22 protein-coding genes are annotated in these 26,539 nt (G+C 54.1%); 13 read left to right on the top strand and 9 right to left on the bottom strand.

Annotation, left to right across the window (positions count from 1 at the left end; all coding sequences use genetic code 11):
- Window positions 1-48 precede the first annotated feature (48 nt).
- Genes RAC90_RS18350 through argC form a run of 3 tightly spaced genes read right to left on the bottom strand, consistent with a single transcriptional unit; the run spans window position 49 to window position 3,086 of the window.
- A complete protein-coding gene (locus tag RAC90_RS18350; protein WP_033738115.1) occupies window positions 49-1,266 on the bottom strand; it encodes an argininosuccinate synthase in 1,218 nt (405 codons plus the stop codon).
- Window positions 1,267-1,290: 24 nt separating this feature from the next.
- The gene (gene argB, locus RAC90_RS18345; RefSeq protein ID WP_006121174.1) at window positions 1,291-2,067 is read right to left on the bottom strand and encodes an acetylglutamate kinase; all 777 of its coding nucleotides are present in this window, start codon (window positions 2,065-2,067) and stop codon (window positions 1,291-1,293) included.
- Window positions 2,068-2,081: 14 nt separating this feature from the next.
- Window positions 2,082-3,086, bottom strand: a complete 1,005-nt coding sequence (gene argC, locus RAC90_RS18340; protein WP_039342537.1) for an N-acetyl-gamma-glutamyl-phosphate reductase — start codon at window positions 3,084-3,086, stop codon at window positions 2,082-2,084.
- Window positions 3,087-3,254: 168 nt separating this feature from the next.
- On the opposite strand from argC, the gene argE reads away from it, so the two are divergent.
- Together argE and ppc are read left to right on the top strand one after the other, a co-directional pair.
- Window positions 3,255-4,403 carry an acetylornithine deacetylase gene (gene argE, locus RAC90_RS18335; RefSeq protein WP_006121176.1) on the top strand — a complete coding sequence of 383 codons (1,149 nt, stop codon included), beginning with the start codon at window positions 3,255-3,257 and terminating at the stop codon, window positions 4,401-4,403.
- A gap of 349 nt (window positions 4,404-4,752) precedes the next feature.
- A complete protein-coding gene (gene ppc / locus RAC90_RS18330; RefSeq protein ID WP_375124623.1) occupies window positions 4,753-7,401 on the top strand; it encodes a phosphoenolpyruvate carboxylase in 2,649 nt (882 codons plus the stop codon).
- A gap of 472 nt (window positions 7,402-7,873) precedes the next feature.
- Here ppc and RAC90_RS18325 read toward each other — a convergent pair whose 3' ends face one another.
- The gene (locus RAC90_RS18325; RefSeq protein ID WP_054632886.1) at window positions 7,874-10,306 is read right to left on the bottom strand and encodes a bifunctional aspartate kinase/homoserine dehydrogenase II; all 2,433 of its coding nucleotides are present in this window, start codon (window positions 10,304-10,306) and stop codon (window positions 7,874-7,876) included.
- Window positions 10,307-10,308: 2 nt separating this feature from the next.
- Window positions 10,309-11,469, bottom strand: coding sequence for a cystathionine gamma-synthase (gene metB, locus RAC90_RS18320; protein WP_375124622.1), 1,161 nt, complete (start codon window positions 11,467-11,469; stop codon window positions 10,309-10,311).
- Window positions 11,470-11,738: 269 nt separating this feature from the next.
- Between metB and metJ the strand changes: the two genes are divergently transcribed.
- On the top strand, window positions 11,739-12,056 hold the full coding sequence (gene metJ / locus RAC90_RS18315) for a met regulon transcriptional regulator MetJ (protein WP_006121309.1): 318 nt from the start codon (window positions 11,739-11,741) through the stop codon (window positions 12,054-12,056).
- A 74-nt stretch (window positions 12,057-12,130) separates the two neighbouring features.
- Here metJ and rpmE read toward each other — a convergent pair whose 3' ends face one another.
- Window positions 12,131-12,346, bottom strand: coding sequence for a 50S ribosomal protein L31 (gene rpmE / locus RAC90_RS18310; protein WP_006121308.1), 216 nt, complete (start codon window positions 12,344-12,346; stop codon window positions 12,131-12,133).
- 224 nt (window positions 12,347-12,570) lie between these two features.
- On the opposite strand from rpmE, the gene priA reads away from it, so the two are divergent.
- From priA to rraA, 6 genes are all read left to right on the top strand, one after another.
- Window positions 12,571-14,766 (top strand): primosomal protein N', encoded by a 2,196-nt coding sequence (priA, locus tag RAC90_RS18305; protein ID WP_375124621.1) that lies wholly within the window; start codon window positions 12,571-12,573, stop codon window positions 14,764-14,766.
- Window positions 14,767-14,930: 164 nt separating this feature from the next.
- Window positions 14,931-15,965 carry a DNA-binding transcriptional regulator CytR gene (cytR, locus tag RAC90_RS18300; RefSeq protein ID WP_006121306.1) on the top strand — a complete coding sequence of 345 codons (1,035 nt, stop codon included), beginning with the start codon at window positions 14,931-14,933 and terminating at the stop codon, window positions 15,963-15,965.
- 156 nt (window positions 15,966-16,121) lie between these two features.
- Entirely contained in the window at window positions 16,122-17,063 is a 942-nt protein-coding gene (gene ftsN / locus RAC90_RS18295) for a cell division protein FtsN (protein WP_006121304.1), read from the top strand.
- Window positions 17,064-17,151: 88 nt separating this feature from the next.
- Entirely contained in the window at window positions 17,152-17,682 is a 531-nt protein-coding gene (hslV, locus tag RAC90_RS18290; protein ID WP_006121303.1) for an ATP-dependent protease subunit HslV, read from the top strand.
- A gap of 10 nt (window positions 17,683-17,692) precedes the next feature.
- On the top strand, window positions 17,693-19,030 hold the full coding sequence (gene hslU / locus RAC90_RS18285; RefSeq protein WP_006121302.1) for an HslU--HslV peptidase ATPase subunit: 1,338 nt from the start codon (window positions 17,693-17,695) through the stop codon (window positions 19,028-19,030).
- A 160-nt stretch (window positions 19,031-19,190) separates the two neighbouring features.
- A complete protein-coding gene (rraA, locus tag RAC90_RS18280) occupies window positions 19,191-19,676 on the top strand; it encodes a ribonuclease E activity regulator RraA (protein ID WP_006121301.1) in 486 nt (161 codons plus the stop codon).
- 54 nt (window positions 19,677-19,730) lie between these two features.
- Here the strand turns inward: rraA and zapB are convergent, their stop codons facing one another.
- A complete protein-coding gene (zapB, locus tag RAC90_RS18275; protein ID WP_006121300.1) occupies window positions 19,731-19,970 on the bottom strand; it encodes a cell division protein ZapB in 240 nt (79 codons plus the stop codon).
- A gap of 418 nt (window positions 19,971-20,388) precedes the next feature.
- Between zapB and RAC90_RS18270 the strand changes: the two genes are divergently transcribed.
- The 3 genes from RAC90_RS18270 (at window position 20,389) to glpX (ending at window position 23,883) form a co-directional block, all read left to right on the top strand.
- The gene (locus RAC90_RS18270; RefSeq protein WP_033738104.1) at window positions 20,389-21,237 is read left to right on the top strand and encodes an MIP/aquaporin family protein; all 849 of its coding nucleotides are present in this window, start codon (window positions 20,389-20,391) and stop codon (window positions 21,235-21,237) included.
- 29 nt (window positions 21,238-21,266) lie between these two features.
- Window positions 21,267-22,778 (top strand): glycerol kinase GlpK, encoded by a 1,512-nt coding sequence (gene glpK / locus RAC90_RS18265; RefSeq protein ID WP_039342527.1) that lies wholly within the window; start codon window positions 21,267-21,269, stop codon window positions 22,776-22,778.
- 94 nt (window positions 22,779-22,872) lie between these two features.
- The gene (gene glpX, locus RAC90_RS18260; RefSeq protein ID WP_006121296.1) at window positions 22,873-23,883 is read left to right on the top strand and encodes a class II fructose-bisphosphatase; all 1,011 of its coding nucleotides are present in this window, start codon (window positions 22,873-22,875) and stop codon (window positions 23,881-23,883) included.
- On the opposite strand, the gene emrD is transcribed toward glpX, so the two are convergent.
- Window positions 23,873-25,066 carry a multidrug efflux MFS transporter EmrD gene (gene emrD, locus RAC90_RS18255; RefSeq protein WP_375124631.1) on the bottom strand — a complete coding sequence of 398 codons (1,194 nt, stop codon included), beginning with the start codon at window positions 25,064-25,066 and terminating at the stop codon, window positions 23,873-23,875. The genes glpX and emrD overlap by 11 nt on opposite strands.
- Before the next feature lie 270 nt (window positions 25,067-25,336).
- Here emrD and fpr point away from each other — a divergent pair, with 270 nt between their 5' ends.
- Window positions 25,337-26,083 carry a ferredoxin--NADP(+) reductase gene (gene fpr, locus RAC90_RS18250; RefSeq protein ID WP_006121294.1) on the top strand — a complete coding sequence of 249 codons (747 nt, stop codon included), beginning with the start codon at window positions 25,337-25,339 and terminating at the stop codon, window positions 26,081-26,083.
- Here fpr and RAC90_RS18245 read toward each other — a convergent pair.
- Window positions 26,074-26,508 carry a DUF805 domain-containing protein gene (locus RAC90_RS18245; protein WP_006121293.1) on the bottom strand — a complete coding sequence of 145 codons (435 nt, stop codon included), beginning with the start codon at window positions 26,506-26,508 and terminating at the stop codon, window positions 26,074-26,076. The genes fpr and RAC90_RS18245 overlap by 10 nt on opposite strands.
- Window positions 26,509-26,539 lie beyond the last annotated feature (31 nt).

Here is a 26,539-nt window from a genome sequence, read left to right as displayed (position 1 = left end):
AGCCGCCCCTGATGTCATACTGAGAGGCGAGGCGATCCCCGCCTGCGATTACTTTTTCTGCTCGTTCAACGCACGGATACGTGAAGAGAGTGAGAACAGACGAATAAAGCCGCCTGCATGACGATGATCGTAAACTTCGTCTTCGCCGAAGGTCGCGAACTCTTCGGAATACAGGCTGTTAGCTGAACGCTTCTGCGTCGCCGTGGCCTGACCTTTGTAGAGTTGCAGAACCACTTCGCCGTTAACCTCTTCCGCCAGCGACTCTGCCGCCGCCTGGATAGACTTACGCAGCGGTGCAAACCAGCGACCATCGTAAACCACATAAGACATTTCATGGCCCAACTGCTCACGCCATTTGAAGCTGTCGCGATCCAGAACCAGTTGCTCTACCGCACGCAGCGCGTTAACCATAATGGTGCCGCCAGGGGTTTCGTAACAGCCGCGTGATTTAATGCCTACCAGACGGTTTTCAACGATATCGATACGGCCCACGCCATGTTTTGCGCCCAGCACGTTCAGTTTTTCCAGACACTGGAACGGGCTCAGTCTTTCACCGTTCACCGCCACCACGCGGCCTTTTTCAACGGTTACTGTCACGTCTTCTGGCTGATCGGGCGCTTCCAGCGGATCGACAGTCCAGACCCAGCAATCTTTGTTAGGTGCGTTAGACGGGCTTTCCAGCACGCCGCCTTCGGTAGAAATGTGCCAGGCGTTTTCATCACGGCTGTAGATTTTTTCCAGCGACGCGGTGGTAGGGATGTTGCGCGCTTTCAGATAATCCAGCAGCGCTTCACGCGACCGCAGATCCCACTCGCGCCATGGCGCAACCACTTTCAGCTGCGGCGCCAGTGCGGTGTAAGTGGTTTCGAAACGCACCTGGTCATTACCTTTACCCGTGGCACCGTGGCACAGCGCATCAGCACCCACTTTCAGCGCCAGCTCAACCTGGGCTTTCGCGATGATAGGACGCGCCATTGAGGTACCCAGCAGATACGTGCCTTCATACAGGGCCCCGGTCTGCAGCACCGGATAAACGTAGTCACTGATAAACTCTTCACGCAGATCGACAACGTGACATTCTGATGCACCTGACTGCAGCGCTTTCTTCTCAACGCCTTCCAGATCGCTACGTTCCTGACCGATATCCGCCACGAACGCGACCACTTCACAGCCGCCATAGTTTTCTTTCAGCCAGGGAATAATGGCCGAAGTATCCAGACCACCGGAGTAAGCCAGTACGATTTTTTTGATGTTTTGCGTTTGCATTTCGTAATCCTTGAATCTGAGTCGTTAAGCGAGAATCCGGGTGCCAATGGACACGCCGTTAAAAAGGGTAGGTAACTGCTCGGCATGACGCCAGCTGGCAATATCGACCGGACGGCCCAGCGTGCGTGCCGCATCCAGCGCAGCGTTCACTTTGACAATCATGCCATCGGTGATGATGCCCTGAGCGATCAGCTGTTCTGCTTTATCTGCCGTCATTTCTTCGATGCGCTGACCTTTGCCATCAAGAATGCCGCTGACGTCCGATAACAAGACTAAGTCAGCACCCAGCGTTGAGGCCAGCGCTGTGGCAGCCTGATCGGCATTGACGTTCATAAGCTCACCGCTGTCGGTGATGCCGATTGAACTGACAACGGGCATGTAACCTGCACCCAGCAGCGTGTTAATTAATGCAGGATTGCCCGGCGTTGCGTTGCCCACATGGCCCAGCGCTTCATCTAACTGGGTGACATTGACCAGGCCCGCATCGCCCAGGCACAGACCGACGGCCTGAATGCCGTATTTTTTCGCCCAGGCCAACAGCGTTTTATTGGCGGTACCAGCCAGTGCGCCGGTGATGATGTCAATCTGATCGGCAGGCGTAACACGCAAACCGTTCTTCTTTTGCACCGGCAGCGCCAGTTTTTTCATCAGTTCATCGACCAGGCAACCGCCACCGTGAACGATAATCAGGGGGCGCTGATGAGCAGAACGGTAGGCCAGCAACGCGTCAAATAAACGGGCCAGTGCTTCTTCGCTGTCTAACAGCACACCGCCCAGCTTGATAATTAATGGATTAGTCATGGTTTAGTCGTCCGTTAAATCAGTGACTGCGTTTCAGGGAAACCGAAACGAATATTAAGACACTGTACTGCCTGAGAGGCTGCCCCTTTAAGCAGGTTATCTTCAGCAGCCACCACAATCAGGTGTTCGCCCTGTACGGCAAAGCCAATATCGCAGTAAGGCAGACCGACCACGGCTTTCAATGCCGGTACGCCTTGCTCGTAAACGCGTACCAGCGGCTTATCGTGGTAGGCATTGTGAAAGACCTCAGCGACATCATCACGGCTGACGCCGGCATTAAGACGGCAGGTGATCGTGGCCAGGATGCCACGCGGGAAACTGCCCAGGTGCGGCGTAAAAATTACCGGTGTGCCCAGGTGCGCCACAATTTCAGGATGATGACGATGATTAAAAATACCGTAAGGCTGCAGACTGACTTCACAGAAGCTGGTACCAACATTCGCTTTGCGCCCTGCTCCACTGACGCCACTGGTGGCATTGATGACCGGCCACTGCGCCTCATTCAGTAAACCGGCATCCACCAACGGCTTGAGTGCCAACTGAGAGGCGGTGGGATAGCAGCCAGGGACGGCAATCAGCTGTGCTTCTTTGATTTTTTCCTGTTGGAACTCCGCCAGACCGTAAACGGCTTTATCCAGCCAGTCCCCATGCTGGTGCGTGAAGCCATAAAACTGCGTGTAAAACTTGCCGTCGTTGACGCGGAAAGCGCCGGACAGATCGAACACGACGCAGCCAGCTTTCAGAAATTCAGGCGCCAGGTCGTGGCTGACTTCGTGGGCCGTCGCCAGAAACACCACATCAACTTTATCTGCCCATTCGTCGGCGCGGCTCAGTGGCTGCAGCGGCAGATCCACCACGCCTTTCAGCTGTGGATGAAGATCGGACAAGCGCTTACCCGCATCGGGACTTTGCGCAGACACCGCCAAAGCGGTTATGTTGATATGTGGATGGCGATTAAGGAAGGTGGCAAGCTCTACGCCAGCGTAACCACTGGCACCAACGATCAGCGTATTCAACATCAGGCTGTATACCTTTATTACAGTCACACGTTCCGGGTCGCGGCCTTGCCCCGTTGCCCACGATGTCGTTTGCAGCGATTTAAGGTTCACATGCACACGACGTTAATGTATTTTTATTCACTATTAATGCATGAATATTGATACATCCTAACTCAAGGACCGTCAACAGTGAAGACAAAATTACCGCCTTTTATCGAACTCTACCGCCAGTTGATCGCAACACCGTCTATCAGCGCAACCGATGCCGCTCTCGATCAGAGCAATGAAACTTTAATCAATTTACTGGCTGGCTGGTTCCGTGACCTGGGTTTTACCGTGGAAGTCCAACCCGTGCCGGGCACGCGGCATAAATTTAATATGCTGGCGCGCACCGGAAGCGGTGCGGGCGGTCTGCTGCTTGCCGGGCACACCGATACCGTTCCGTTTGATGATGGTCGCTGGACTCGCGATCCCTTTACCCTGACCGAGCACGACAATAAGTTGTACGGTCTGGGTACCGCCGATATGAAAGGCTTCTTCGCGTTTATTCTGGACACGCTCCGTGATGTGGATGTGACAGCCCTGAGTAAGCCGCTTTATATTCTGGCCACCGCTGATGAAGAAACCACCATGGCGGGCGCGTCATATTTTGCCGCATCCACACAGCTTCGCCCTGACTGCGCCATTATTGGCGAACCGACGTCGCTGAAACCTGTTCGTGCGCACAAAGGACATATCTCGAATGCGATTCGTATTCAGGGTCAATCCGGCCATTCCAGCGATCCGGCTCGCGGCGTCAACGCCATTGAGCTGATGCATGAGTCGATTACCGAACTCATGCAACTGCGCAATACGCTGAAATCCCGTTACAACCATGATGGTTTTGCAATTCCTTATCCCACAATGAACTTTGGTCATATTCATGGCGGTGATGCAGCAAACCGTATCTGCGCCTGCTGCGAATTGCACATGGACATCCGCCCTTTGCCGGGGCTGACGCTGAGCGATCTTGACGCGCTGCTGAATGAGGCACTGGCGCCGGTGAGCGAACGCTGGCCGGGACGGATTACCATCGAAGAATTGCATCCGCCGATTCCGGGCTATGAATGTCCGGTTGACCACGAGCTGGTCAAGGTGGTGGAAAAACTGTTGGGTACACCGACAGAAGTGGTGAATTATTGCACTGAAGCCCCGTTTATCCAGCAACTTTGTCCAACGCTGGTGCTGGGCCCGGGTTCTATCAACCAGGCGCATCAGCCGGACGAATTTATCGATACCGCATTTATTCAGCCTACGCGCGCCTTAATCGCTCAGGTTGTGCAGCATTTCTGTCACTAATTATCATCAAACGGGGCATTTCACTGTATTAACAGCAAAATGCCCTGCCAATCTGTGGGATTTGATAATAAGAATAACTTATCCCGCTTCGCCGCTATCAAATTCCATGAATTTCCGTCAGTTAGCTGCACGTTTCCCTCCTTTAAGTCATTTGACGAACGCCTGATTACGTGGCTAGATAAAAGACGATGTTATACCCACTGGGCAATCATCCCACTTTATTCAGCTTGCGACGGGCAGCAACTGAAGAACCCCGGTCAGAGCCGGGAGGACGACGTTGCTGGCTTTTCTGCTGCCTGAAAAGGCCGGGTATAGAGGTTTATCAAGACGATAAGGGTGTCAGGGTCACATGAACGAACAATATTCCGCAATGCGAAGTAATGTCAGTATGCTCGGCAAACTGCTCGGGGATACGATTAAGGATGCGCTGGGAGAGAATATCCTGGGCCAGGTGGAAACCATCCGTAAGCTCTCTAAGTCATCCCGTGCAGGAAATGACACTCATCGTAAGGAATTGCTGAATACGCTGCAAAACCTGTCAAATGACGAGTTATTGCCCGTGGCGCGTGCCTTTAGTCAGTTCCTCAACCTCACTAACGTGGCTGAGCAGTATCAAACGATTTCCCGCAGCGGCGATGGCGCAAACCACCCTGAACTATTGAAAAAAACATTTGAAACCCTCAAGCAAAATAATCTCAGTGAAAGTGCGATTCATAAAGCCATTGAATCACTTTCCCTGGAACTGGTTTTAACCGCGCACCCTACTGAAATTACTCGCCGCACGCTGATTCACAAACTGGGCGAGGTCAACAGCTGTCTTGAACAACTCGACCACAGCGATATCTCTGAATACGAACGCAACCAGATTATGCGCCGCCTGCGCCAACTGGTCGCGCAGGCCTGGCATACGGATGAGATCCGTAAATACCGTCCAACGCCGGTTGATGAAGCCAAGTGGGGATTTGCCGTCGTTGAAAACAGCCTGTGGGAAGGTGTACCTGCATTTTTGCGTGAGCTGAATGAGCAGGTAGAAGAGACGTTTGGCATTAAGTTACCGGTTGATTTTGTGCCGGTGCAGTTCACCTCCTGGATGGGCGGAGACCGTGACGGTAACCCGAACGTCACCGCCGCCATTACCCGCCATGTTATGCAGCTCAGCCGCTGGAAAGCCACCGATCTGTTTCTGCGCGATATTGGCGTGTTGATTTCGGAACTGTCGATGTCCGAATGCAGTCAGGAAGTTGCCGAGCTGAGTGGCGATCCTGAGGCGCTGGAGCCGTATCGCGTGATCTTAAAGCGTCTGCGCAGTCAGCTAATGTCTACCCAGGCTTACCTGGAGCGCCGCCTGAAAGGCGAACGCTTGCCCCGCCCGGCAGACCTGCTGGTCTCCAACGCGCAGTTGTGGGATCCGCTTTTCGCTATCTATCAGTCCCTGCAGCAGTGCGGCATGGGCATTATTGCCAACGGTCAGTTACTGGATACGCTGCGCCGTGTGAAATGCTTTGGCGTGCCGCTGGTTCGCATCGACGTCCGTCAGGAAAGCACCCGTCACACTGAAGCTATCGCTGAAATTACCCGCTATCTGGGCCTGGGCGATTATGAAAGCTGGTCGGAAGCCGACAAGCAGGCTTTTCTTATCCGTGAGCTGAACTCCAAGCGCCCTTTACTTCCTCGCAGTTGGGAACCGAGTGACGAAACCCGCGAAGTGCTGGAAACCTGCAAAGTAGTGGCAGAAGCGCCCCAGGGCTCTATCGCAGCCTATGTCATTTCGATGGCGAAAACGCCGTCTGATGTCCTTGCCGTCCATCTGTTACTGAAAGAGGCTGGCATTCCGTTCGCTATGCCGGTTGCTCCCCTGTTTGAAACCCTGGATGACCTGAACAATGCCAATGATGTGATGAGCAAACTGCTTAACATCGACTGGTACCGTGGTTTTATTCAGGGCAAACAAATGGTCATGATTGGCTATTCCGACTCGGCGAAAGATGCCGGCGTGATGGCCGCCAGCTGGGCACAATACCAGGCACAGGATGCACTGATTAAAACCTGCGAAAAGGCGGGCGTTTCCCTCACGCTATTCCACGGACGCGGCGGCACCATCGGCCGCGGGGGTGCACCCGCGCATGCCGCACTGCTGTCCCAGCCGCCAGGCAGCCTCAAAGGCGGCCTGCGCGTGACGGAACAGGGCGAAATGATTCGCTTCAAGTACGGCTTGCCGGAAGTCACTATCGCCAGCCTGTCGCTTTATACCGGCGCGATTCTGGAAGCCAACCTGATGCCGCCGCCGGAACCCAAACCGGAATGGCGTAATATCATGAACCAGCTTTCTGCCGACTCCTGCGCCATGTACCGGGATTATGTGCGTGAGAATAAGGATTTTGTGCCTTACTTCCGTTCCGCAACCCCTGAGCAGGAACTGGGCAAGCTGCCCCTGGGCTCTCGTCCGGCGAAGCGTCGTCCGACGGGCGGTGTGGAATCCCTGCGCGCCATTCCCTGGATTTTTGCCTGGACGCAAAACCGCCTGATGTTACCCGCCTGGCTGGGCGCGGGCGCCGCCCTGCAGCAGGCGATGCTGGCAGGCCATCAGGATCAGCTTGAGGCCATGTGCCGCGACTGGCCCTTTTTCTCAACCCGCCTTGGTATGCTGGAAATGGTGTTTTCGAAAGCAGACCTGTGGCTGGCGGAGTATTACGATCAGCGGCTGGTTGATAAATCGTTATGGCCATTAGGTAAACAGCTTCGTGACCAGCTGGATGCCGATATTAAAGCGGTGCTGACCATCGCCAACGATTCCCATCTGATGGCGGACCAGCCGTGGATTGCCGAATCGATTGCCCTGCGTAACGTTTATACCGATCCCCTGAACGTACTCCAGGCAGAGCTGCTTCACCGTTCACGTGCACAGGAAGCCCGTGGTGAAGAACCGGATGCGCGCGTCGAACAGGCGCTGATGGTGACGATTGCCGGTGTCGCTGCAGGGATGCGTAATACAGGTTAACTCACAGAAACAGGGCGGTTGATACCGCCCTGTTTCGTATCAGTTAACGTCATCCTCATATCGCCATTACAGGTCGCCCAACTGACGCGGGGGCAAAAGGTATCGCACCTTTCAGATTGTAGAAATGCCGGTCTTTTACTCTTTCGCGTGACAGAATATTCACCCTGCTCGTAGCAGACTCAGGTGACCAATGGCATGCCATAGCTTCTCTGCCATTTCGCTGATCCGGGGCGGGAAGAATGAAGAGTAATCTGTCCGTTTAGCGCTGACCGGCAAAAAAACGCATCCTGCCACCACCACCCAACGCTTCCCCCCAACATAGTGAGACGTTCAGACATTCAACGTGATCGATGCTTCCCTCAGCGCCAGTCAAAATGGCGCCACAGGCAGGCAAACGTTACCGCACGTTATGACATCGGCGAGCAGAAACAGGCAAAAAAACAGGTGCCGGAGCACCTGTGTTGAAACCTGTTTAGAGGAGTTGCGCGAGGCGATTGATATCAGACTGTATCGCGCCTGCCGTGACGTCACGACCCGCGCCAGGTCCGCGAATCACCAGAGGATTATCGCGATACCAGCGGCTGTCGATGGCAAACACATTATCGCAGGGCAGTAAGGCTGCCAGAGGATGCTCAGGACGAACGGCTTCCACACCCACACGTGCTTTGCCATTGGCATCAAACCGTGCCACATAACGCAGGACCAGCCCCATTTCCTGGGCGGCTTCAAACCGTTGCAGCATCTGCTCGTTAAGTTCGTCACCGTTCTCGAAGAAATGGTCGACGGATTCATCACAGTTCTGGGGCACCAGTGACTCGACGCGTACCTGATCGGGTTCAATGTTATAGCCCGCTTCACGGGCCAAAATGACCAGCTTACGCATCACATCTTCGCCAGACAGATCAACACGCGGATCCGGCTCGGTTAAGCCCTGCTGCCATGCCTGATCCACCAGTTCGGTAAAGGGCACCGTCCCGTCAAACTGCAGGAACAGCCAGGACAATGTGCCTGAGAAAATACCGCTAATCGACAGAATGGTATCGCCACTTTCACGCAGATCCCGCACCGTATGGTTGATGGGTAAACCTGCGCCTACGGTGGCGTTATATAACCAGTGACGCCCGGTTTTTTCGAAGGCATCGCGAATCTCACGCCAGGTTTGCGTGTCGGACGCGCCCGCAATCTTATTGGCGCTAATCACGTGGAAACCATGACTGGCAAAATCCAGATACTGCTGTGCCAGTGGTTTACTGGCGGTGACGTCCAGCACCACAAGATCATCGTAAGGATGGGCCCGCATCCACAGAAACAGCGATTCTTCATCACGTGTTTCCGCTTCATCGTCAAAGAAGGCCAGCGCGCGGCTGGCATCAAGCCCGTCATAGTTCAGCAGGCTGCGTTGACTGTCGACCACACCCGCCAGCACAAATTCAAAACCGGTTCGTGCTGACAAAGTTTCCTGCTCACGCGCAAACAGTTCCAGCCAGCGTGAGCCGATATTGCCTTTGCCAAACAGCATCAGGCCAATTCGCTTTTCGGCACGGAACAGGGAGCTGTGTAAGCCCTGAATTAAATGCTGCGTCGGCCCCACGCGCAGGACCGCCACCACGCTGATATGTTCTGGCGACTGACAAACAAACTCAACCGGCTGATCTTTCAACTGCTGCCAGAAACGGTGCGTATGCAACGGATTACGAGTCACGCCTGCTCCGACCAGCGCTACCAGCGCTAAGCCATCACGTAACTGTAAATGCCCGGGTAAGCCTGCGTCCTGTAACAATGTGAAGGCGCTGTTAACCACTTCAGAGGTGTAACAGAGTTGCAGCAGCTGACGATCAGGATGAACGCCCATTGCTAGTGGGCGCATCTGCGCGCGCGTGAGCAACTGATCGATCTCTTTGCGCAGGAGCGTAAAATCGTGCTGCCCGGGAAGCTGGATTTCGACCAGACACACATCATCGTGACTGGTCACAATGCGTGCGCCCGTTCCGGAAGCGAGGACGCGCTCAATACGGGTTGAGCCCTGTTCTGGCTGATAGCTACAGCGCAACTGCAAATCGATGTCGCTGCCGGAAACGGGCTGTAAGGTGCGGGTATGCAGCACCGGTGCGGCGAGACGCGCCAGTTCACTGGCCTCATCAAGACGCAGCAGCGGCAGCAGACAGGCATCAGAAACTTTACGTGGATCGGCACTGTAAACACCCGCCACATCACTCCAGATAGTGACGCGTCCCACACCGGCCAGCGCACCAATTTGTGTGGCGGAGTAATCAGAGCCATTACGCCCCAGCAACACGGTTTCACCCGCATCGTTGGCGCAGATAAAGCCCGTCACCACGATACGTTTATGGGGATGCTGGGCCAGCAGCGTTTGTAACAACGGCCAGGATTTTCCTTCATCAACCTGAGGCTGCGCGGCGCGTTCTGCACGCAGAAAATCGCGCGCGTCCAGCCAGCAGGCCTGCAGATCGTGTTGATTCAGCACGGCGGACATTAAACGTGCCGACCAGACTTCACCATGGCCCACGACTTCCGCATAAACCGCGTCGGTAACGGTACCATCGAGTAATCCGGCAAGCTTCTCAAGATCGCGAATAAAGGCCGATATTAAAGGTTCGGCGATTTCGGCAGGCAACAGGGCACTGATGAGCTCACTCTGATAACGACGTAATGTCTGCTGCACCTGATGCGCGGACAAGCGGTCACTCTGGCTCAGTTTCAGCCAGCTAATCAGCTGATTGGTCGTTGAACCTGCGGCTGAGACCACCATCATGTCGCCTGGCTGGCTGTAATCCGCCATGATGCTGGCAACACGTTGGTAGCAGCGTGCATCGGCAAGGCTGCTGCCACCAAACTTGTGGAGCTGTCTGTTGTTTGGCGTTCCTGCGCCTGCTGAAATCGTCATGGTTAATCCTCTGCTGCGATCCGGAATGCATTATCCAAATCGGCAATTAAATCTTCGTGGTCTTCAATCCCCACAGAAATACGGAGCAATGTTTCAGAAATACCTGCTGCGGCACGGGCTTCTGCAGACATGCCAGCGTGCGTCATGGTCGCGGTATGCGAGATTAAGCTCTCAACGCCACCCAGTGATTCAGCCAGCGTAAACAGTTCAAGCGCTTTCAGGAAACTACGCAAGCGCGCTTCATCGCCATCCAGTTCGAAACTGAGCATGGCGCCAAACCCACGCTGCTGACGCGCAGCGACTTCATGCCCGGCATTTTCTGGCAGAGAAGGATGATACAACTTTTTCACCAGGGGCTGCTGCTTCAGATAAGCAACAATTTCTAACGCATTACGCTGAGCAGCGGCCATACGCGGACCCAGCGTACGCATACCACGTAACAGCAGGTAGCTGTCAAAAGCGGAACCGGTCACGCCAATATTATTCGCCCACCACGCCAGATCGGTCGCGACCTGAGGATCTTTGGCAATGACAGCGCCAGCCACGACATCGGAGTGCCCGTTTAAATATTTGGTACAGGAGTGAATAACCAGATCTGCGCCCAGCGCCAGCGGATTTTGCAGCGTCGGACTCATAAAGGTGTTGTCCACAACGCTTACTGCGCCTACTTTACGCGCGGCGTCGCAGATGGCCGCGATATCGACGACACGCAGCAGCGGGTTACTGGGGCTTTCTACTAATACGAGCTGAGGTTTCTCGTCCAGCGCAGCCTGTAGCGCGGCATTGTCGCCTTGATCGACAAACTTCACCCGATAAGCACCGCGCTTGCTTAAACTATCGAACAGACGGTAGCTGCCGCCATAGCAGTCGTGCGGTGCCACCAGCAAATCGCCAGGCTTCAGGAAAACCGTTGTGACCAGATGAATGGCGGACATGCCAGTATTAGTCAATACCGCGCCCGCCCCGCCTTCCAGCTCTGCCAGCGCGCGTTGCACAACGTCGCGCGTAGGATTACCACGACGAGAATAATCGTGGGCTCGCGGCTCATTGAAATCATGGAAGTTATAGGTGCTGGAAAGGTGGATGGGCGGGACAACGCAGCCATATTGCTCGTCGTCATTCAAACCGCTGCGCACTGCGATGGTTGCCTGTTTACGCGTCATAGGGCTAACTGTTCCTGAAGTGAGAAATAAACTGACCACAGGATATCAGCTTACATTTAGACGTCAATACATCTGGACATCCAAATGTCTTTGCGTATAGATTGAGCATGGCCGCAATAACCGCTAAAATTATGCGCCCATGCTGGCGTTCAACCCATTTTCTTCCTGTGTTGGACGAAGAAACCCGCCAGAGAAGGGGTCCGGTAGAAGAAAATCAGGCATAATCGGCTGATTTCGTAACTTTTAACTTTTATTGATTAAGGTATCCCATGGCTGAATGGAACGGCGAATATATCAGCCCGTACGCTGAGCACGGCAAGAAGAGCGAACAGGTTAAAAAAATCACGGTTTCTATTCCGTTGAGCGTGTTAAAGATTTTGACTGACGAACGGACACGTCGTCAGGTGAATAACCTGCGCCATGCGACCAACAGTGAGCTCCTGTGCGAAGCCTTCTTGCATGCTTTTACCGGACAACCGTTACCAAATGATGTCGATTTGCGTAAAGAACGTAACGACGAAATCCCGGAAGAAGCGAAGAAAATTATGCGCGAGATGGGCATTGACCCGGACACCTGGGAATACTGAGTCAGCCAGACATAAAAAAACCCAGCCTGAGCTGGGTTTTTCTTGCCGCCGAACAAATGTTCGAATGCCGTTTCTTATTTTTTGGTGCCTGGCACGCTGAAACGCTTGTTGAAGCGGTCAACGCGGCCACCAGTGGCAACTTCACGCTGCTTACCGGTGTAGAACGGGTGGCACTTACCACAAACGTCCAGGTTCAGTTCGTGAGTCAGCGTAGAGCGAGTGTGAATCACGTTACCGCAAGTACAGTTGATGGTAACTGCTTCGTATTTAGGGTGAATACCTTGTTTCATGGGAAACCTCATAGAAGGCCGTGTCGCTCTCCGCGCCAGGACGAAACCTGCGCAGCACCACACGCGATTGAACATTAATGGTGTACTCCGGTAAGGTCTTTCCTACCGAAGGCGGCATATTATACAGGCTAATGTTTGCTGCTGCAAATGTCGCCTGAGATATCCGTCTTGTGCGCCAGCGTGTACACTAATCGCCCTGTCAGATGAACCGGAAAGAGAAAGTTATGCCCGTTGTTCAGGTTGCCCTGCCCGTTCCCCTTCCCCGCCTTTTTGACTATCTGCCGCCTGAGGGTGTGCAGCCGGTGACTGGCGGTCGCGTGATCGTGCCGTTTGGTAACCGGAAAATGATCGGCATTGTGGTGGCGTTCTCTGACAGCAGCGATTTGGCGACCTCACAGCTTAAACAGGTGCTTACCGTTCTGGACAGCGAATCCCTGTTTCCGTCCTCTCTGTGGCGTATTCTTCACTGGGCAGCCGACTATTATCACTCTCCGCTGGGTGAGGTGCTCAGCCATGCCATTCCGGTACTCCTCAGACAAGGTAAACCGGCTCAGGATGATCCCCTGTGGCGCTGGGAAATCACGGAACAGGGCCGCGCGACGTCCCCGGAAAGTCTTAAACGCGCGCCCAGGCAGCAGCAAGGTCTGGCGGTGCTGCGCCAGCAACCGCTCTATCGTCATGAAGTCAGTGAACATGACCTGACCGAGGCGGCTATGCAGGCGTTGCGCGCGAAAGGGCTTTGCGAATTGCACGAGCACCAGCCGCAAATGCATGACTGGCGAACCGCGTTTGCGGTAAAGGGTGAGCGTCTGCGCCTGAACACCGATCAGGCGACTGCGGTGGGCGCCATTCGGGGAGAAGATGAGCACTATGCCGCCTGGCTGCTGGCAGGAATTACAGGTTCCGGTAAAACCGAGGTGTATCTCAGCGTACTGGAAAATGTGCTGGCGCGGGGGAAACAGGCACTGGTGCTGGTACCGGAAATTGGCCTGACGCCACAAACCATTGCCCGTTTCCGTGAACGTTTTGACGCGCCGGTGGATGTCCTGCATTCGGGACTTAATGACAGCGAGCGTCTGTCCGTGTGGCTGCGGGCGCGACGGGGGGAAAACGCCATCATTATTGGTACGCGTTCCGCGCTCTTTACCCCCATGGCGCGACCGGGCGTGATCATTATTGATGAAGAGCACGACAGTTCCTATAAGCAACAGGAAGGCTGGCGCTATCAGGCACGGGATCTGGCTGTTTTCCGCGCGCATGAAGAAGACATTCCTGTTGTCATGGGATCCGCAACGCCGGCACTGGAAACCCTGCATAACGTGCGTAACGGTAAATATCGCCAGCTTGATCTGATGAAGCGTGCCGGCAATGCTAAACCGGCACTGCAGCAGTTGATCGACCTGAAAGGGGCACAACTTACTGGTGGCCTGGCACCCGCCCTGATCTTCAAAATGCGTCAGCACCTGAAAGCCGATAACCAGGTTCTGCTGTTTCTGAACCGCCGCGGTTTTTCGCCGGCTCTGCTCTGTCACGATTGCGGCTGGATCGCCGAATGCCAGCGCTGCGACCGTTATTACACGCTGCATCAGCATCACCGCCAGTTGCGTTGCCACCACTGTGACAGTCAACGACCGCTGCCGCATCAGTGCCCGCAATGTGGTTCAACACATTTACTGCCGGTCGGTGTGGGCACGGAACAGCTGGAGCAACAGCTGGGCACCCTTTTTCCCGGCGTCCCTGTCTCACGCATTGACCGTGATACCACCAGCCGAAAAGGCGCTCTTGAACAGCACCTCGCCGACGTTCATCGCGGGGGCGCGCGTATTCTGGTTGGCACGCAGATGCTGGCAAAAGGTCATCATTTCCCGGATGTCACCTTAGTGTCGCTGCTGGATGTAGACGGTGCCTTGTTCTCAGCCGATTTCCGTGCCGCGGAACGCTTTGCTCAACTGTATACCCAGGTGGCCGGACGTGCCGGACGTGCCGGTAAGCAAGGTGAGGTTTTACTGCAAACCCATCATCCTGATCATCCCCTGTTGCAAACGCTGCTGCATCAGGGCTACTTCGCTTTCGCACAACAAACGTTGCTGGAGCGCCAGTCGGTCTTTTTACCTCCCTGGACGCACCATGCCTTATTCCGGGCAGAAGACATGGATAATCATCAGGCTGCAGAATTTCTGCAACAGCTACGCAATATGCTGGAAGCCAGCCCGCATAACGATGCGTCAATGTGGTTTATGGGCCCGTTACCTGCCTTGCAGCCCAAACGCAGTGGCCGCTGGCGCTGGCAGTTACTGGTTCAGCATCCCTCGCGTAAACGCCTGCAACAGTTGCTGAGCAGTTCGTTACCGCTGGTCACAACCTTGCCCGCCTCACGAAAGGTGAAGTGGACGCTGGATGTCGATCCTACCGAAAGTTAAGGCCGGCCAGGTTGCGAGCGGGATCGAAATACGTCGCATAAGTCACAATTTTTATGCAAATTAAGTAACAGCCTTGTTGGCCAATCGATAACAATAGTGCCCGGCTTGTTTTTATACCCGTCGATACGAACGTTGAATGCGCGATTACGCATCAGGAGCATGTGTTGGATCAGAATCAACCGCCGGCCGCCGCCACCATGAAAGACGTCGCAGAAAAAGCCGGCGTCTCCACTGCTACCGTGTCGCGTGCGCTGATGAATCCCGAAAAAGTCTCTTCGGCCACCCGTCAAAAGGTGGAACAGGCCGTCGCGGCCGTAGGCTATGCGTCGCAAAGCATGACACGACATTCCCGGCGCAACGACACACAAACGATTTTGTTGATCGTCCCCAATATCTGCGATCCCTTTTTCAGCGACATTATTCGCGGCGTTGAAGTCGCCGCCTCAGAAGCCGGTTATCTCGTGCTTATCGGCGATTGTGCGCATCAGAAACCGCAGGCGTGGACATTTCTCAACCTGATACTGACACGTCAGATTGATGGCATGGTGCTGCTGGGCGCGCAGTTGCCTTTTGACGTCAGCCCGGACGAACAACGTAATCTTCCGCCCATGGTGATGGCGATTGAGTTCGATCCCGAGATGTCGTTGCCGACGGTGAATATCGACAATCTTACCGCCTCATTTGTTGCCGTTAACCATCTGCTGGAGTTAGGCCATAAACGCATCGCCTGCCTGGCCGGTCCGGAAGATGTCGCCTTGTGTCAGTATCGTCTGCAGGGCTACGTACAGGCGTTACGACGCAGCGGGATTAGCGTCGATCCGACCTGTATTGTTCGGGGAGATTTCACTTTCGAATCAGGTGTGGCCGCGATCAATCAGCTCATGACCTTAGCCGAGCCCCCGCAGGCCCTGTTTTGTCACAGCGATATCATGGCCATCGGTGCCATCAGTCAGGCAAAAAAACTGGGCTTACGTGTGCCGGAAGACCTGTCCGTGGTGGGATTCGATGACATTGAGCTGTCGCGCTACTGCGAACCGCCGCTGACCACGGTGAAACAACCCTGTTTTGACATTGGCCGGGAAGCGGTGCTGCTACTGCTGAACGAACTTCAGGGGAAAGGCACGCGGAGCGGGTCAAAGTTACTCGACGCAGAATTAGTGATACGCGGTAGCACAACATTGGCAAAAATGGGGCGTTGATACAGAAAATGTTCCGCTATTTTCAGGAGATTCTTAGGGCTATCATTGCTGGTCAAAGTTCCAGCCCTTAAGTAACATGGCGGGCTCCTTGCCGGGCGTGTGGTAACAACGGATTCGCCCACATGGCATCATATTTTGAAGGGTATCAGGACGAGAGTGGCACAAAAAGATTATGTAGGCCGCGGGCGTTCAACAGGGACGCGTCGCAAGAAAAGCCCCAGCCGTGGTAAAAAAACGAAAAGCGGTTCAGGCACCTCTAAACTTATGATTGTACTGGCGGTGGCTGTATTAGTGACCTTTGCCGGTGGTTTATGGTTCCTTGCGCATCATAAGAAGGAAGATGTGCCGGTCATTACGGATCATAAAGCCAACGGTAATGGCTTGCCGCCCAAGCCTGAAGAACGCTGGAAATACATAAAAGAGCTTGAAAATCGTCAGGTTACCGTTCCAACGCCCAGCGAACCAACCTCGGGTGGCGAAGTCCAGTCACATACCCAGTTGACGGATGAGCAACGTCAGTTGCTGGAACAAATGCAGGCAGATATGCGCCAGCAGCCTACCCAGTTGAACGAAGTCCCGTGGAACGAGCAAACCCCGGCACAGCGGCAGCAAACGCTGCAACATCAACAACAGGTTCAGCAATACCAGCATCAACAACAGGTGCAACAATTCCAGCGTCAGCAACAGCAGGTGCAGCAACGTCAGCAGCAGGTACAACAGCCGCGCCAGCAGATTCAGGAACAACATACGCAGCGCCAGCAACAGCAGAATACTCAGCAGCAGTCACAACCTGCGCCGGTGACACGCGAACCTACCGCCCAGCCTAAGACACAGGATACGGCGAAAACGAAACCTGCTGAAAAAGCGGCATCGCAACGCTGGATGGTGCAGTGCGGTTCGTTCAAGGGAACAGAACAGGCTGAATCCGTGCGTGCTGCCCTGGCGTTCGAAGGTTTTGAAAGTCGCCTCACCTCCGGCGGCGGCTGGAACCGTGTGGTGGTCGGGCCCTTTAAAGATCGGGCCAGTGCCGACAGTACGCTGAAACGTCTGCGTGCGTCAGGCCATTCCGGCTGCATTCCGCTCGCCATTGGGGGTTGAAACCCGTCAAACCCGCCCCATATCTGTCTGCATGATCCTCCGCGCCTTGTGCGCGGAGCTTTTTTCCGACAGTAAAAGGGGTCTGCCCGTGACAACAATAGTAAGTGTTCGACGCAACGGCCAGGTAGTGATTGGCGGTGATGGCCAGGCTACGCTCGGTAATACCGTAATGAAAGGCAACGTTAAAAAAGTGCGTCGTCTTTACAACGATAAAGTCATTGCTGGCTTCGCTGGCGGTACCGCCGATGCCTTTACCCTGTTTGAACTCTTCGAACGTAAACTTGAAATGCATCAGGGCCATCTGGTGAAAGCGGCCGTTGAGCTGGCGAAAGACTGGCGCACCGATCGGATGTTGCGCCGCCTTGAAGCGCTACTGGCGGTGGCCGATGAATCCGCCTCGCTGATTATCAGTGGTAATGGTGACGTCATTCAGCCTGAAAACGATCTTATTGCCATCGGTTCAGGCGGTCCCTTCGCTCAGGCGGCGGCGCGCGCACTCCTGGAGAATACAGAGCTGGGCGCACGTGACATCGTTGAGAAATCGCTGAATATCGCTGGCGATATTTGCATCTACACTAACCACAACGTTAATTTTGAAGAATTAACGTCTAAGTCGTAAGGATTTAACCATGTCTGAAATGACTCCACGCGAAATCGTCAGCGAACTGAACCGCTTTATCATTGGTCAGGACAGCGCCAAGCGCGCCGTGGCCATCGCGCTGCGTAATCGCTGGCGCCGTATGCAGCTTGATGAAGAGTTGCGTCACGAAGTGACACCGAAAAACATTCTCATGATCGGCCCGACCGGTGTGGGTAAAACGGAAATTGCTCGCCGACTGGCAAAACTGGCTAACGCCCCCTTCATCAAGGTGGAAGCCACCAAGTTCACCGAAGTGGGTTATGTCGGTAAAGAAGTCGACTCCATCATTCGCGACCTGACGGACTCCGCGATTAAAATGGTGCGCAGCCAGGCCATTGAGAAGAACAAATACCGCGCAGAAGAAATGGCGGAAGAGCGTATTCTGGATGTCCTCATCCCGCCGGCAAAAAATAACTGGGGACAGGCTGAACACACCAGTGAGCCCTCATCTGCGCGTCAGTCTTTCCGTAAGAAGCTGCGTGAAGGCCAGCTCGATGATAAAGAAATCGAGATCGACTTAGCTGTAACAGGGCCGGGTGTAGAAATCATGGCACCGCCGGGCATGGAAGAGATGACCAGCCAGCTACAGTCCATGTTCCAGAATCTGGGTGGTCAAAAGCAAAAGCCACGCAAACTCAAAATCAAAGAAGCGATGAAGCTGTTGATTGAAGAGGAAGCGGCTAAGCTGGTTAACCCGGAAGAACTGAAACAGGATGCCATCGACGCGGTTGAACAGCACGGCATCGTCTTCATTGATGAGATCGATAAGATCTGTAAACGCGGCGGCCAAAACGCCGGTGGCCCCGATGTTTCGCGCGAAGGTGTCCAGCGCGACCTGCTGCCACTGGTAGAGGGCTGTACCGTGTCGACAAAGCATGGCATGGTTAAAACTGACCATATCCTGTTTATCGCCTCGGGCGCATTCCAGGTGGCCAGCCCGTCTGATTTGATTCCTGAGCTACAGGGCCGTTTACCGATTCGCGTTGAACTGCAGGCGCTGACGGTCAATGATTTCGAGCGCATTCTGACTGAACCGAATGCCTCCGTCACCGTACAGTACAAAGCGCTGATGAATACCGAAGGCGTGAACATCCACTTCACCGACGATGGTATTCGCCGTATCGCGGAAGCAGCCTGGCAGGTCAACGAAACGACCGAAAACATCGGTGCGCGTCGTCTGCATACCGTGCTGGAGCGCCTGATGGAAGATATTTCTTACGATGCCAGCGATCGCAGTGGTGAGTCCGTAACCATCGATGCTGATTACGTCGGCAAGCATCTGGATGAACTGGTTGCAGATGAAGATTTAAGCCGCTTTATTCTGTAACACTCCGCGTCCATGCGTTGTATCAAAGCCCAGACATTACGTCTGGGCTTTTTTCTGCATGCGCTTGATGCCGTACCGTTTTTTTACGGTTGATGATTTTGCCAACAATTAGCATAAAGCGATATACTTAGCGCTCCTGTGGCAAACAGACGAAACCCTTATGAAATACGATACTTCTGAACTCTGCGACATCTACCACGAAGAAGTGAATGTTGTTGAACCGCTTTTCTCAAATTTCGGTGGGCGGACCTCATTCGGCGGTCAGATAACCACAGTGAAATGCTTTGAAGATAACGGCCTGCTTTACGATCTGTTGGAAGAGAATGGCCGGGGTCGCGTACTGTTAATTGATGGCGGCGGTTCAGTGCGCCGTGCGTTAGTGGATGCACAACTTGCGCGTCTGGCAGCACAGAATGAGTGGGAAGGCATCGTCGTTTACGGTTCAGTTCGTCAGGTTGACGAACTGGAAGAGCTGGAAATTGGTATCCAGGCCATTGCAGCCATTCCGGTGGGCGCAGCGGGCGAAGGGATTGGTGAAAGCGATGTGCGCGTGAATTTTGGTGGCGTCACTTTTTTCTCAGGCGATCACCTGTATGCAGACAACACCGGTATGATTTTGTCGGAAGACCCGCTTGATATTGAATAATGTCTGCAAACGAAAACGGGTGCCAGTGGCACCCGTTTTTGTATCAGCAGAGGCTTAAACCTCTTCCATTTTTCCCAACAAGGCACGCAGGCGTTCTTGCCAGACATGCTGCTCCTCTTTCAGATGCTGATTTTCACGCATCAGAGCTTCGTGGTTGCCGGCTGCGTTCTGCGCCTCATTGCGCAGGTTGTTGTTCTGCTCTTTCAGCTCTTCAATTTCCATTTGCAGCAAGGTGATAGTATCAATCGCCTGCTGTACTTTCGCTTCCAGTTTCTCAAACACTTCAAATGACATCTTTCTGACCTCTCCTAAAATCCTGCAAGGCGTTGATGATGCCAGCTTTCGCACACAAGGCGTTTACCAGCAACGTTGTCCCGATTGTATGTAGCCTCATCCCGCAAGTCCAGCAACGCAGGCCTGCAGTCCACTGTCAGTACCACTTTTCAGCCTATCCCTAAAAACCACTTTTTGCTGCGCGCATTACTGTCAGAGCCTGAAGAAAGCCCGCAGAAAGGCACTCAATGGCGCTTAAAGAAAACTGAAACACGCGAAAACGCGCATTTTTTTGACGCGCCACACAAAAATCAATTTCGCTATTTCTCGTTTATGCTCGTTAACGATAAATTAACATCAGCCCTACAACGAAGATGGGTGACTCACGGACTGAGAACAAAAACTGATAAAATTTAACCTCGCTTCAGGAACAACTATCATGAGTCAGACTACAACCACACTCAAAGGTCAGTGTATTGCCGAATTTCTGGGTACCGGTTTGATCCTGTTTTTCGGCGCGGGTTGTGTTGCCGCGCTTAAGCTGGCTGGCGCCTCTTTTGGCCAATGGGAAATCTGTATCGTCTGGGGCTTAGCCGTTTCAATGGCGGTCTACCTCAGTGCTGGCGTATCAGGCGCCCACCTCAATCCAGCCGTTACGATTGCACTTTGTCTTTTCGCTAATTTTGAAGGCCGCAAAGTCGTGCCTTATATCCTGTCTCAGGTCGCAGGCGCATTCTGTGGCGCAGCGCTGGTATATGGTCTTTACTACAGCTTGTTTATCAATTTCGAACAAAGTCATAACATAGTGCGCGGTTCAGTTGAAAGCCTGAGTCTGGCCGGCATTTTCTCTACCTATCCAAATCCACAGATTTCCGTGGGCCAGGCGTTCCTGGTAGAAATGGTCATCACCGCGGTATTGATGTCTGTGATTATGGCGCTGACGGATGACGGCAACGGCGTTCCACGTGGTCCAATGGCACCCCTGTTGATTGGCCTGCTGGTAGCGGTGATTGGCGGTTCAATGGGTCCACTGACCGGTTTTGCGCTGAACCCGGCTCGTGATTTCGGACCTAAAGTTTTCGAATGGCTGGCTGGCTGGGGCTCCGTTGCCTTTACGGGCGGCCATCAGATCCCTTATTTCCTTGTGCCAATTTTTGGTCCACTGGTCGGTGCTTGCCTGGGTGCCTTTGGTTATCGCGCCCTGATTGGTCGCCATTTACCCGGCGCGGTGATTGCCTCACCCAGCACTGACAAACCGATTGCGTCCGCGCATGAACGTAAAGCGTAAGTTCCACTTTTATCATCAGGAATGAATTTATGACTACCACCGATAAAAAATACATCGTCGCTCTGGATCAGGGCACAACCAGTTCACGCGCTGTTGTGCTGGATCATGACGCTAACATTGTGGCGGTATCGCAACGCGAATTTACTCAAATATATCCTAAAGCGGGCTGGGTAGAACATGACCCTATGGATATTTGGGCGTCCCAGAGTTCAACGCTCGTAGAAGTGCTGGCCCATGCTGATATTCGTTCTGATGAAATCGCCGCTATCGGCATTACGAACCAGCGTGAAACGACCATCGTCTGGGATAAAGAAACGGGCAAACCGGTTTATAATGCCATTGTCTGGCAGGATCCCCGTACCGCTGACTACTGTCACAAGCTGAAGAGTGAGGGGCTGGAAGAATACATTCAGCACACCACGGGTCTGGTGATTAACCCCTACTTCTCCGGCACCAAAGTGAAATGGATTCTTGATAACGTTGAAGGTGCGCGTGAGCGTGCAAAACGTGGCGAATTGCTGTTCGGTACTGTGGATACCTGGCTGGTCTGGAAAATGACTCAGGGACGTGTGCATATCTCCGATTACACGAATGCCTCACGTACCATGTTGTTCAACATCCACACACTTGAGTGGGATCAACGCCTGTTGGATGTTCTTGATATCCCGCGTGAAATGTTACCAGAAGTGAAATCTTCGTCTGAAGTATACGGACAGACTAACATCGGTGGTAAAGGCGGTACGCGTATTCCTATCGCCGGTATTGCAGGCGACCAGCAGGCTGCGCTTTACGGTCAAATGTGCGTGCAGCCGGGAATGGCGAAAAACACCTACGGCACCGGCTGCTTTATGCTGATGAACACCGGTACCGAAGCGGTGACTTCAACGCACGGTCTGCTGACGACTATTGCCTGCGGCCCGCGTGGAGAAGTGAACTACGCGCTGGAAGGTGCCGTCTTTATCGGTGGCGCAGCCATTCAGTGGTTACGCGATGAGATGAAGTTGATTAGCGATGCGGCTGACTCTGAATACTTCGCGATGAAAGTGAAAGATTCTAACGGCGTATATATGGTGCCAGCCTTTACCGGTCTGGGCGCACCTTACTGGGATCCCTATGCGCGTGGTGCGCTGTTCGGTCTGACACGTGGTGCGAATGCAAACCACATCATCCGTGCAACGCTGGAGTCCATCGCTTACCAGACGCGTGACGTCCTGGAAGCCATGCAAAACGATGCTAACACACGTCTTCAGTCACTCCGTGTCGACGGTGGTGCGGTTGCCAATAACTTCCTGATGCAGTTCCAGTCTGACATTCTGGGTACGCGCGTTGAGCGTCCTGAAGTGCGCGAAGTCACAGCACTGGGTGCCGCGTATCTGGCGGGTCTGGCCGTTGGCTTCTGGAAAGACCTGGATGAAGTCCGTGCTAAGGCTGTCGTTGAGCGCGAATTCCGTCCAACGCTTGAAACCACAGAGCGTAACTTCCGCTACGCCGGCTGGAAAAAAGCCGTTGCGCGCGCGCAAGCGTGGGAAGAAAAAGAGTAATCTGCCCTATGCCCGTGACCTCGGCTGTCACGGGCCTTTTCCCCGCCTTCTCCCTCCGCTACACTGCCTGCCAGTTTTTTGTCAGGTGCCTACAATGAAACGAGAACTTGCCATTGAATTTTCCCGCGTAACCGAAGCTGCCGCGCTGGCAGGCTATAAATGGTTAGGACGCGGCGACAAAAACGCGGCCGACGGTGCGGCGGTCCATGCCATGCGTCACGTCTTAAATACCATCCAGATCGATGGCCAGATTGTGATTGGCGAAGGGGAAATCGACGAAGCCCCGATGCTTTATATCGGCGAGAAAGTGGGAACCGGCCAGGGTGACGCGGTAGATATTGCGGTCGATCCCATTGAAGGCACACGCATGACGGCGATGGGACAAGCTAATGCGCTTGCCGTCATGGCCGTAGGCGATAAAGGCACCTTTCTTCATGCGCCTGACATGTATATGGAGAAGCTTATCGTGGGTCCGGCGGCGCGCGGCCATATAAATCTGGACCAACCGCTTGAGCTTAACCTGCGTAATATCGCGATCGCCATGAATAAGCCGCTCTCAGAGCTCACCGTATCGATTCTGGCCAAGCCGCGCCATGACGCTGTCATCCAACAGCTTAAAGCGCTGGGCGTACGCATTTTTGCCTTTCCCGATGGCGACGTTGCGGCATCCATACTGACCTGTATGCCGGACAGTGAAGTTGACGTGATGTACGGGATCGGCGGCGCGCCTGAAGGCGTGGTTTCAGCCGCCGTTATCCGTGCGCTGGATGGTGATATGCAAGGCAGATTACTGGCACGTCACCATGTGAAAGGTGACACGGAGGAAAACCGCCGCATTGGCGAATATGAGCTGAAACGGTGTGCTGGTATGGGAATCGAAGCCGGAAAGGTTCTGCCACTTCAGACGATGGCGCGCAATGATAATGTCGTTTTTGCGGCTACCGGCATCACCAGCGGCGACCTGCTGAAAGGTATTACTCGTCAGGGCAATATGGCCACCAGCGAAACGCTGTTAATACGCGGCAAATCGCGCACGATTCGCCGCATTCAGTCTGTACATTATCTCGACCGTAAAGATCCAGCTCTGCACCCTTTTATCCTGTAACCGCCTGATTGTCACCTGTTGGCTGGCGCGAAAGCGGTAGCCAGCAGAGCAGCATCACCAGCGCCGTGACGAACATCAGCATGCCAAGACTGAACTGATCGCGCTGTGGCATCAACGCCGACAAAGAAGCGACCAGCCCGGATCCCAGGTTCTGCATACCACCAATCAATGCACCCGCGCTTCCTGCCAGCCAGGCATAGGGTTCCATGGCACCCGATGTCGCCAGGGGAAACAGCATCCCCGCGCCAAAGAAGAACAGCGATGCCGGTATCAATAACGTCCAGATAGTCATGATGCCAAACCAGGCAGGCACCCACATCAGCACTGCTGCCAGCAGGCAACTGTTGACGCCAAACCACATCAGGCTGTGCCAGGAACGCTGCTCACGCCCGGCAAACCATGCCCCAAAGAAGGCGGCCGGGATGGGCAGAATGAACAAGATACTGACGGTAAAACTGTTCAGACCCAGTACGCCGCCCAGCAGCACACCACAGCTGGCCTCAAAGACGGCAATGCCTGACAGCGCACCAATCAGCAGCACCAGATAGCGGACAAAATTCGCATCGCGTAACAGACGAATGTAACGTTTAAGGAACGGCGTTACTTCGGCGCTGACCGGGCGTGTTTCCGGCAACCAGCACGCCATAGTCACCGTCACGATCATGCATAACAGCAGTAAAAAAGCGAAACAGGCATGCCAGCCAAACAGTTGTGTCAACGCTGCGCCAATCACTGGCGCGACTAACGGGCTGGCAAGCACGCCCATGTTGAGCCAGCTGTTCGCCTGACGTAACGCATGGCCATTATAGAGGTCGCGCGGCATGGTCCGCGCCATCACCCCGGCCACGCCAGTGCCCGCGCCCTGAATCGCACTGCCAATGACCAGCATATCCAGTGATGAGGCCAGTAAGGCAATTATTGATCCGATCATAAAGATCGCCATGCCCGCCAGGATCACCGGACGGCGTCCTACGCTGTCAGACAACGGGCCATAGATCAGCTGCGATCCACCATAGGTCATTAAATAGGCCGCCATGACATGTTGCATCATGCCGTTACGCACCTGCAGTGCGTCCGCCATTGCCGCCATTGCCGGCACATAAATGGTCTGAGCCATCTGCCCTACTGCGACCAATGCGATGAGCATGATCAACAACGGGCGATTTTCTATCTTCTTCATCATCATTGAACAAAAATTCTGTATGAAAAGGAACGTTTAAACAGCACAACTAACGGCTGAAACAGGTTGTGGCAGGAAAATATCAGGATTACGTGACAAAGCGAGTGATTCACACAAAGTGGGTGCGCCATTCACGTCAATAAATGCAACCAGGATGTAAACTTAATATTACAGTTTGTCGATTAGAGCCTTTGCCCCGTTACCGACTGGTAATCTGTCAGAGCAGTAGCGAAGATGTTTATCCGCCTGACTATCAACGCTTAAGGAGTCACTATGGCCGAGTGGATCAATGCGCAAGTGAAGGAAGTGAAAAACTGGACCGATGCGCTGTTTAGCCTGCGGGTTAAGGCACCGATTGCCCCCTTCCATGCCGGACAGTACGCAAAACTGGCACTCGAAATTGAGGGCGAACGTGTGCAGCGAGCTTACTCTTACGTCAATGCACCCAATGACGACCTGCTTGAGTTCTACTTAGTCACCGTACCCGACGGCAAATTAAGCCCGCATCTGCAGGCGCTGCGCCCCGGTGAGCAGGTGATGATCACCAAAGATGCGGCGGGCTTTTTTATTCTGGATGAAGTCCCTGAATGTCAAACATTATGGATGCTGGCGACCGGTACCGCCGTGGGCCCTTACCTGTCGATCCTGCAACAGGGCGAAGGCCTGGATCGCTTCGATAATATCGTCCTGGTCCATGCCGCCCGTTATGCCGCCGACCTGAGCTTTTTACCGCTGATGCAGCAACTCCAGCAAATCTATAACGGTAAGTTGCAGATCATCACGGTTGTCAGCCGTGAGGAAAGTCTGGGGTCGCTGACGGGGCGCATTCCGGCCCTGATTGAGAATGGCAAGCTGGAGCAGGCAGCAGGGTTAGCCATTGACGCAGAGACCAGCCATGTCATGGTTTGTGGTAATCCACAGATGGTACGTGATACGCAGCAGTTACTGAAAGAGACGCGCGGTATGCGTAAGCACCTTAAGCGCAAACCCGGCCATATCACCAGCGAAAACTACTGGTAAGGGGCGCGTTTCAGACGCAAGGGCACCGGCGCGGCACCAAAGCGGTTGTCGCCGACGGTGCCACGAAACACCCCCAGATCCAGAATCAATCCGGCCAGGATAATAAAGGGCAGTACGCGCCCGATGAGCCACTGTAACACTTCTCCCGTCATGCTCCAGTTGCCCGCCATCAGTAGCCAGGCGGCAATCAGCAGCAGGGCCCAGTAGCCCCGGCGATCGCGATCGTGCAGGCGTTTAACCACAATCGCGCTGGCAGGCCACAATAAGCAGACGATGCCAAACGCAGCCATCTGTGTGTCCAGCAGATCGTTACCTGCCAGGAAAAACAGCAGGCTGGTTAGCAGTACCCAGATTGCCTGCCAGAGCCAAAAATCCCGACGCCCTACGCGCCCGCGAAAAGAGAAAAACCATTGCTGGATTATCATGCACTTTCCTTAGACAAAATTTTACGCTGCA

The sequence above is a fragment of the Pantoea sp. CS_6 genome (assembly GCF_041954745.1).
Classification (GTDB): domain Bacteria; phylum Pseudomonadota; class Gammaproteobacteria; order Enterobacterales; family Enterobacteriaceae; genus Pantoea; species Pantoea stewartii.
Note: the sequence above shows the minus strand (reverse complement) of the source record. Positions and strands in the feature narration are given on the sequence as shown.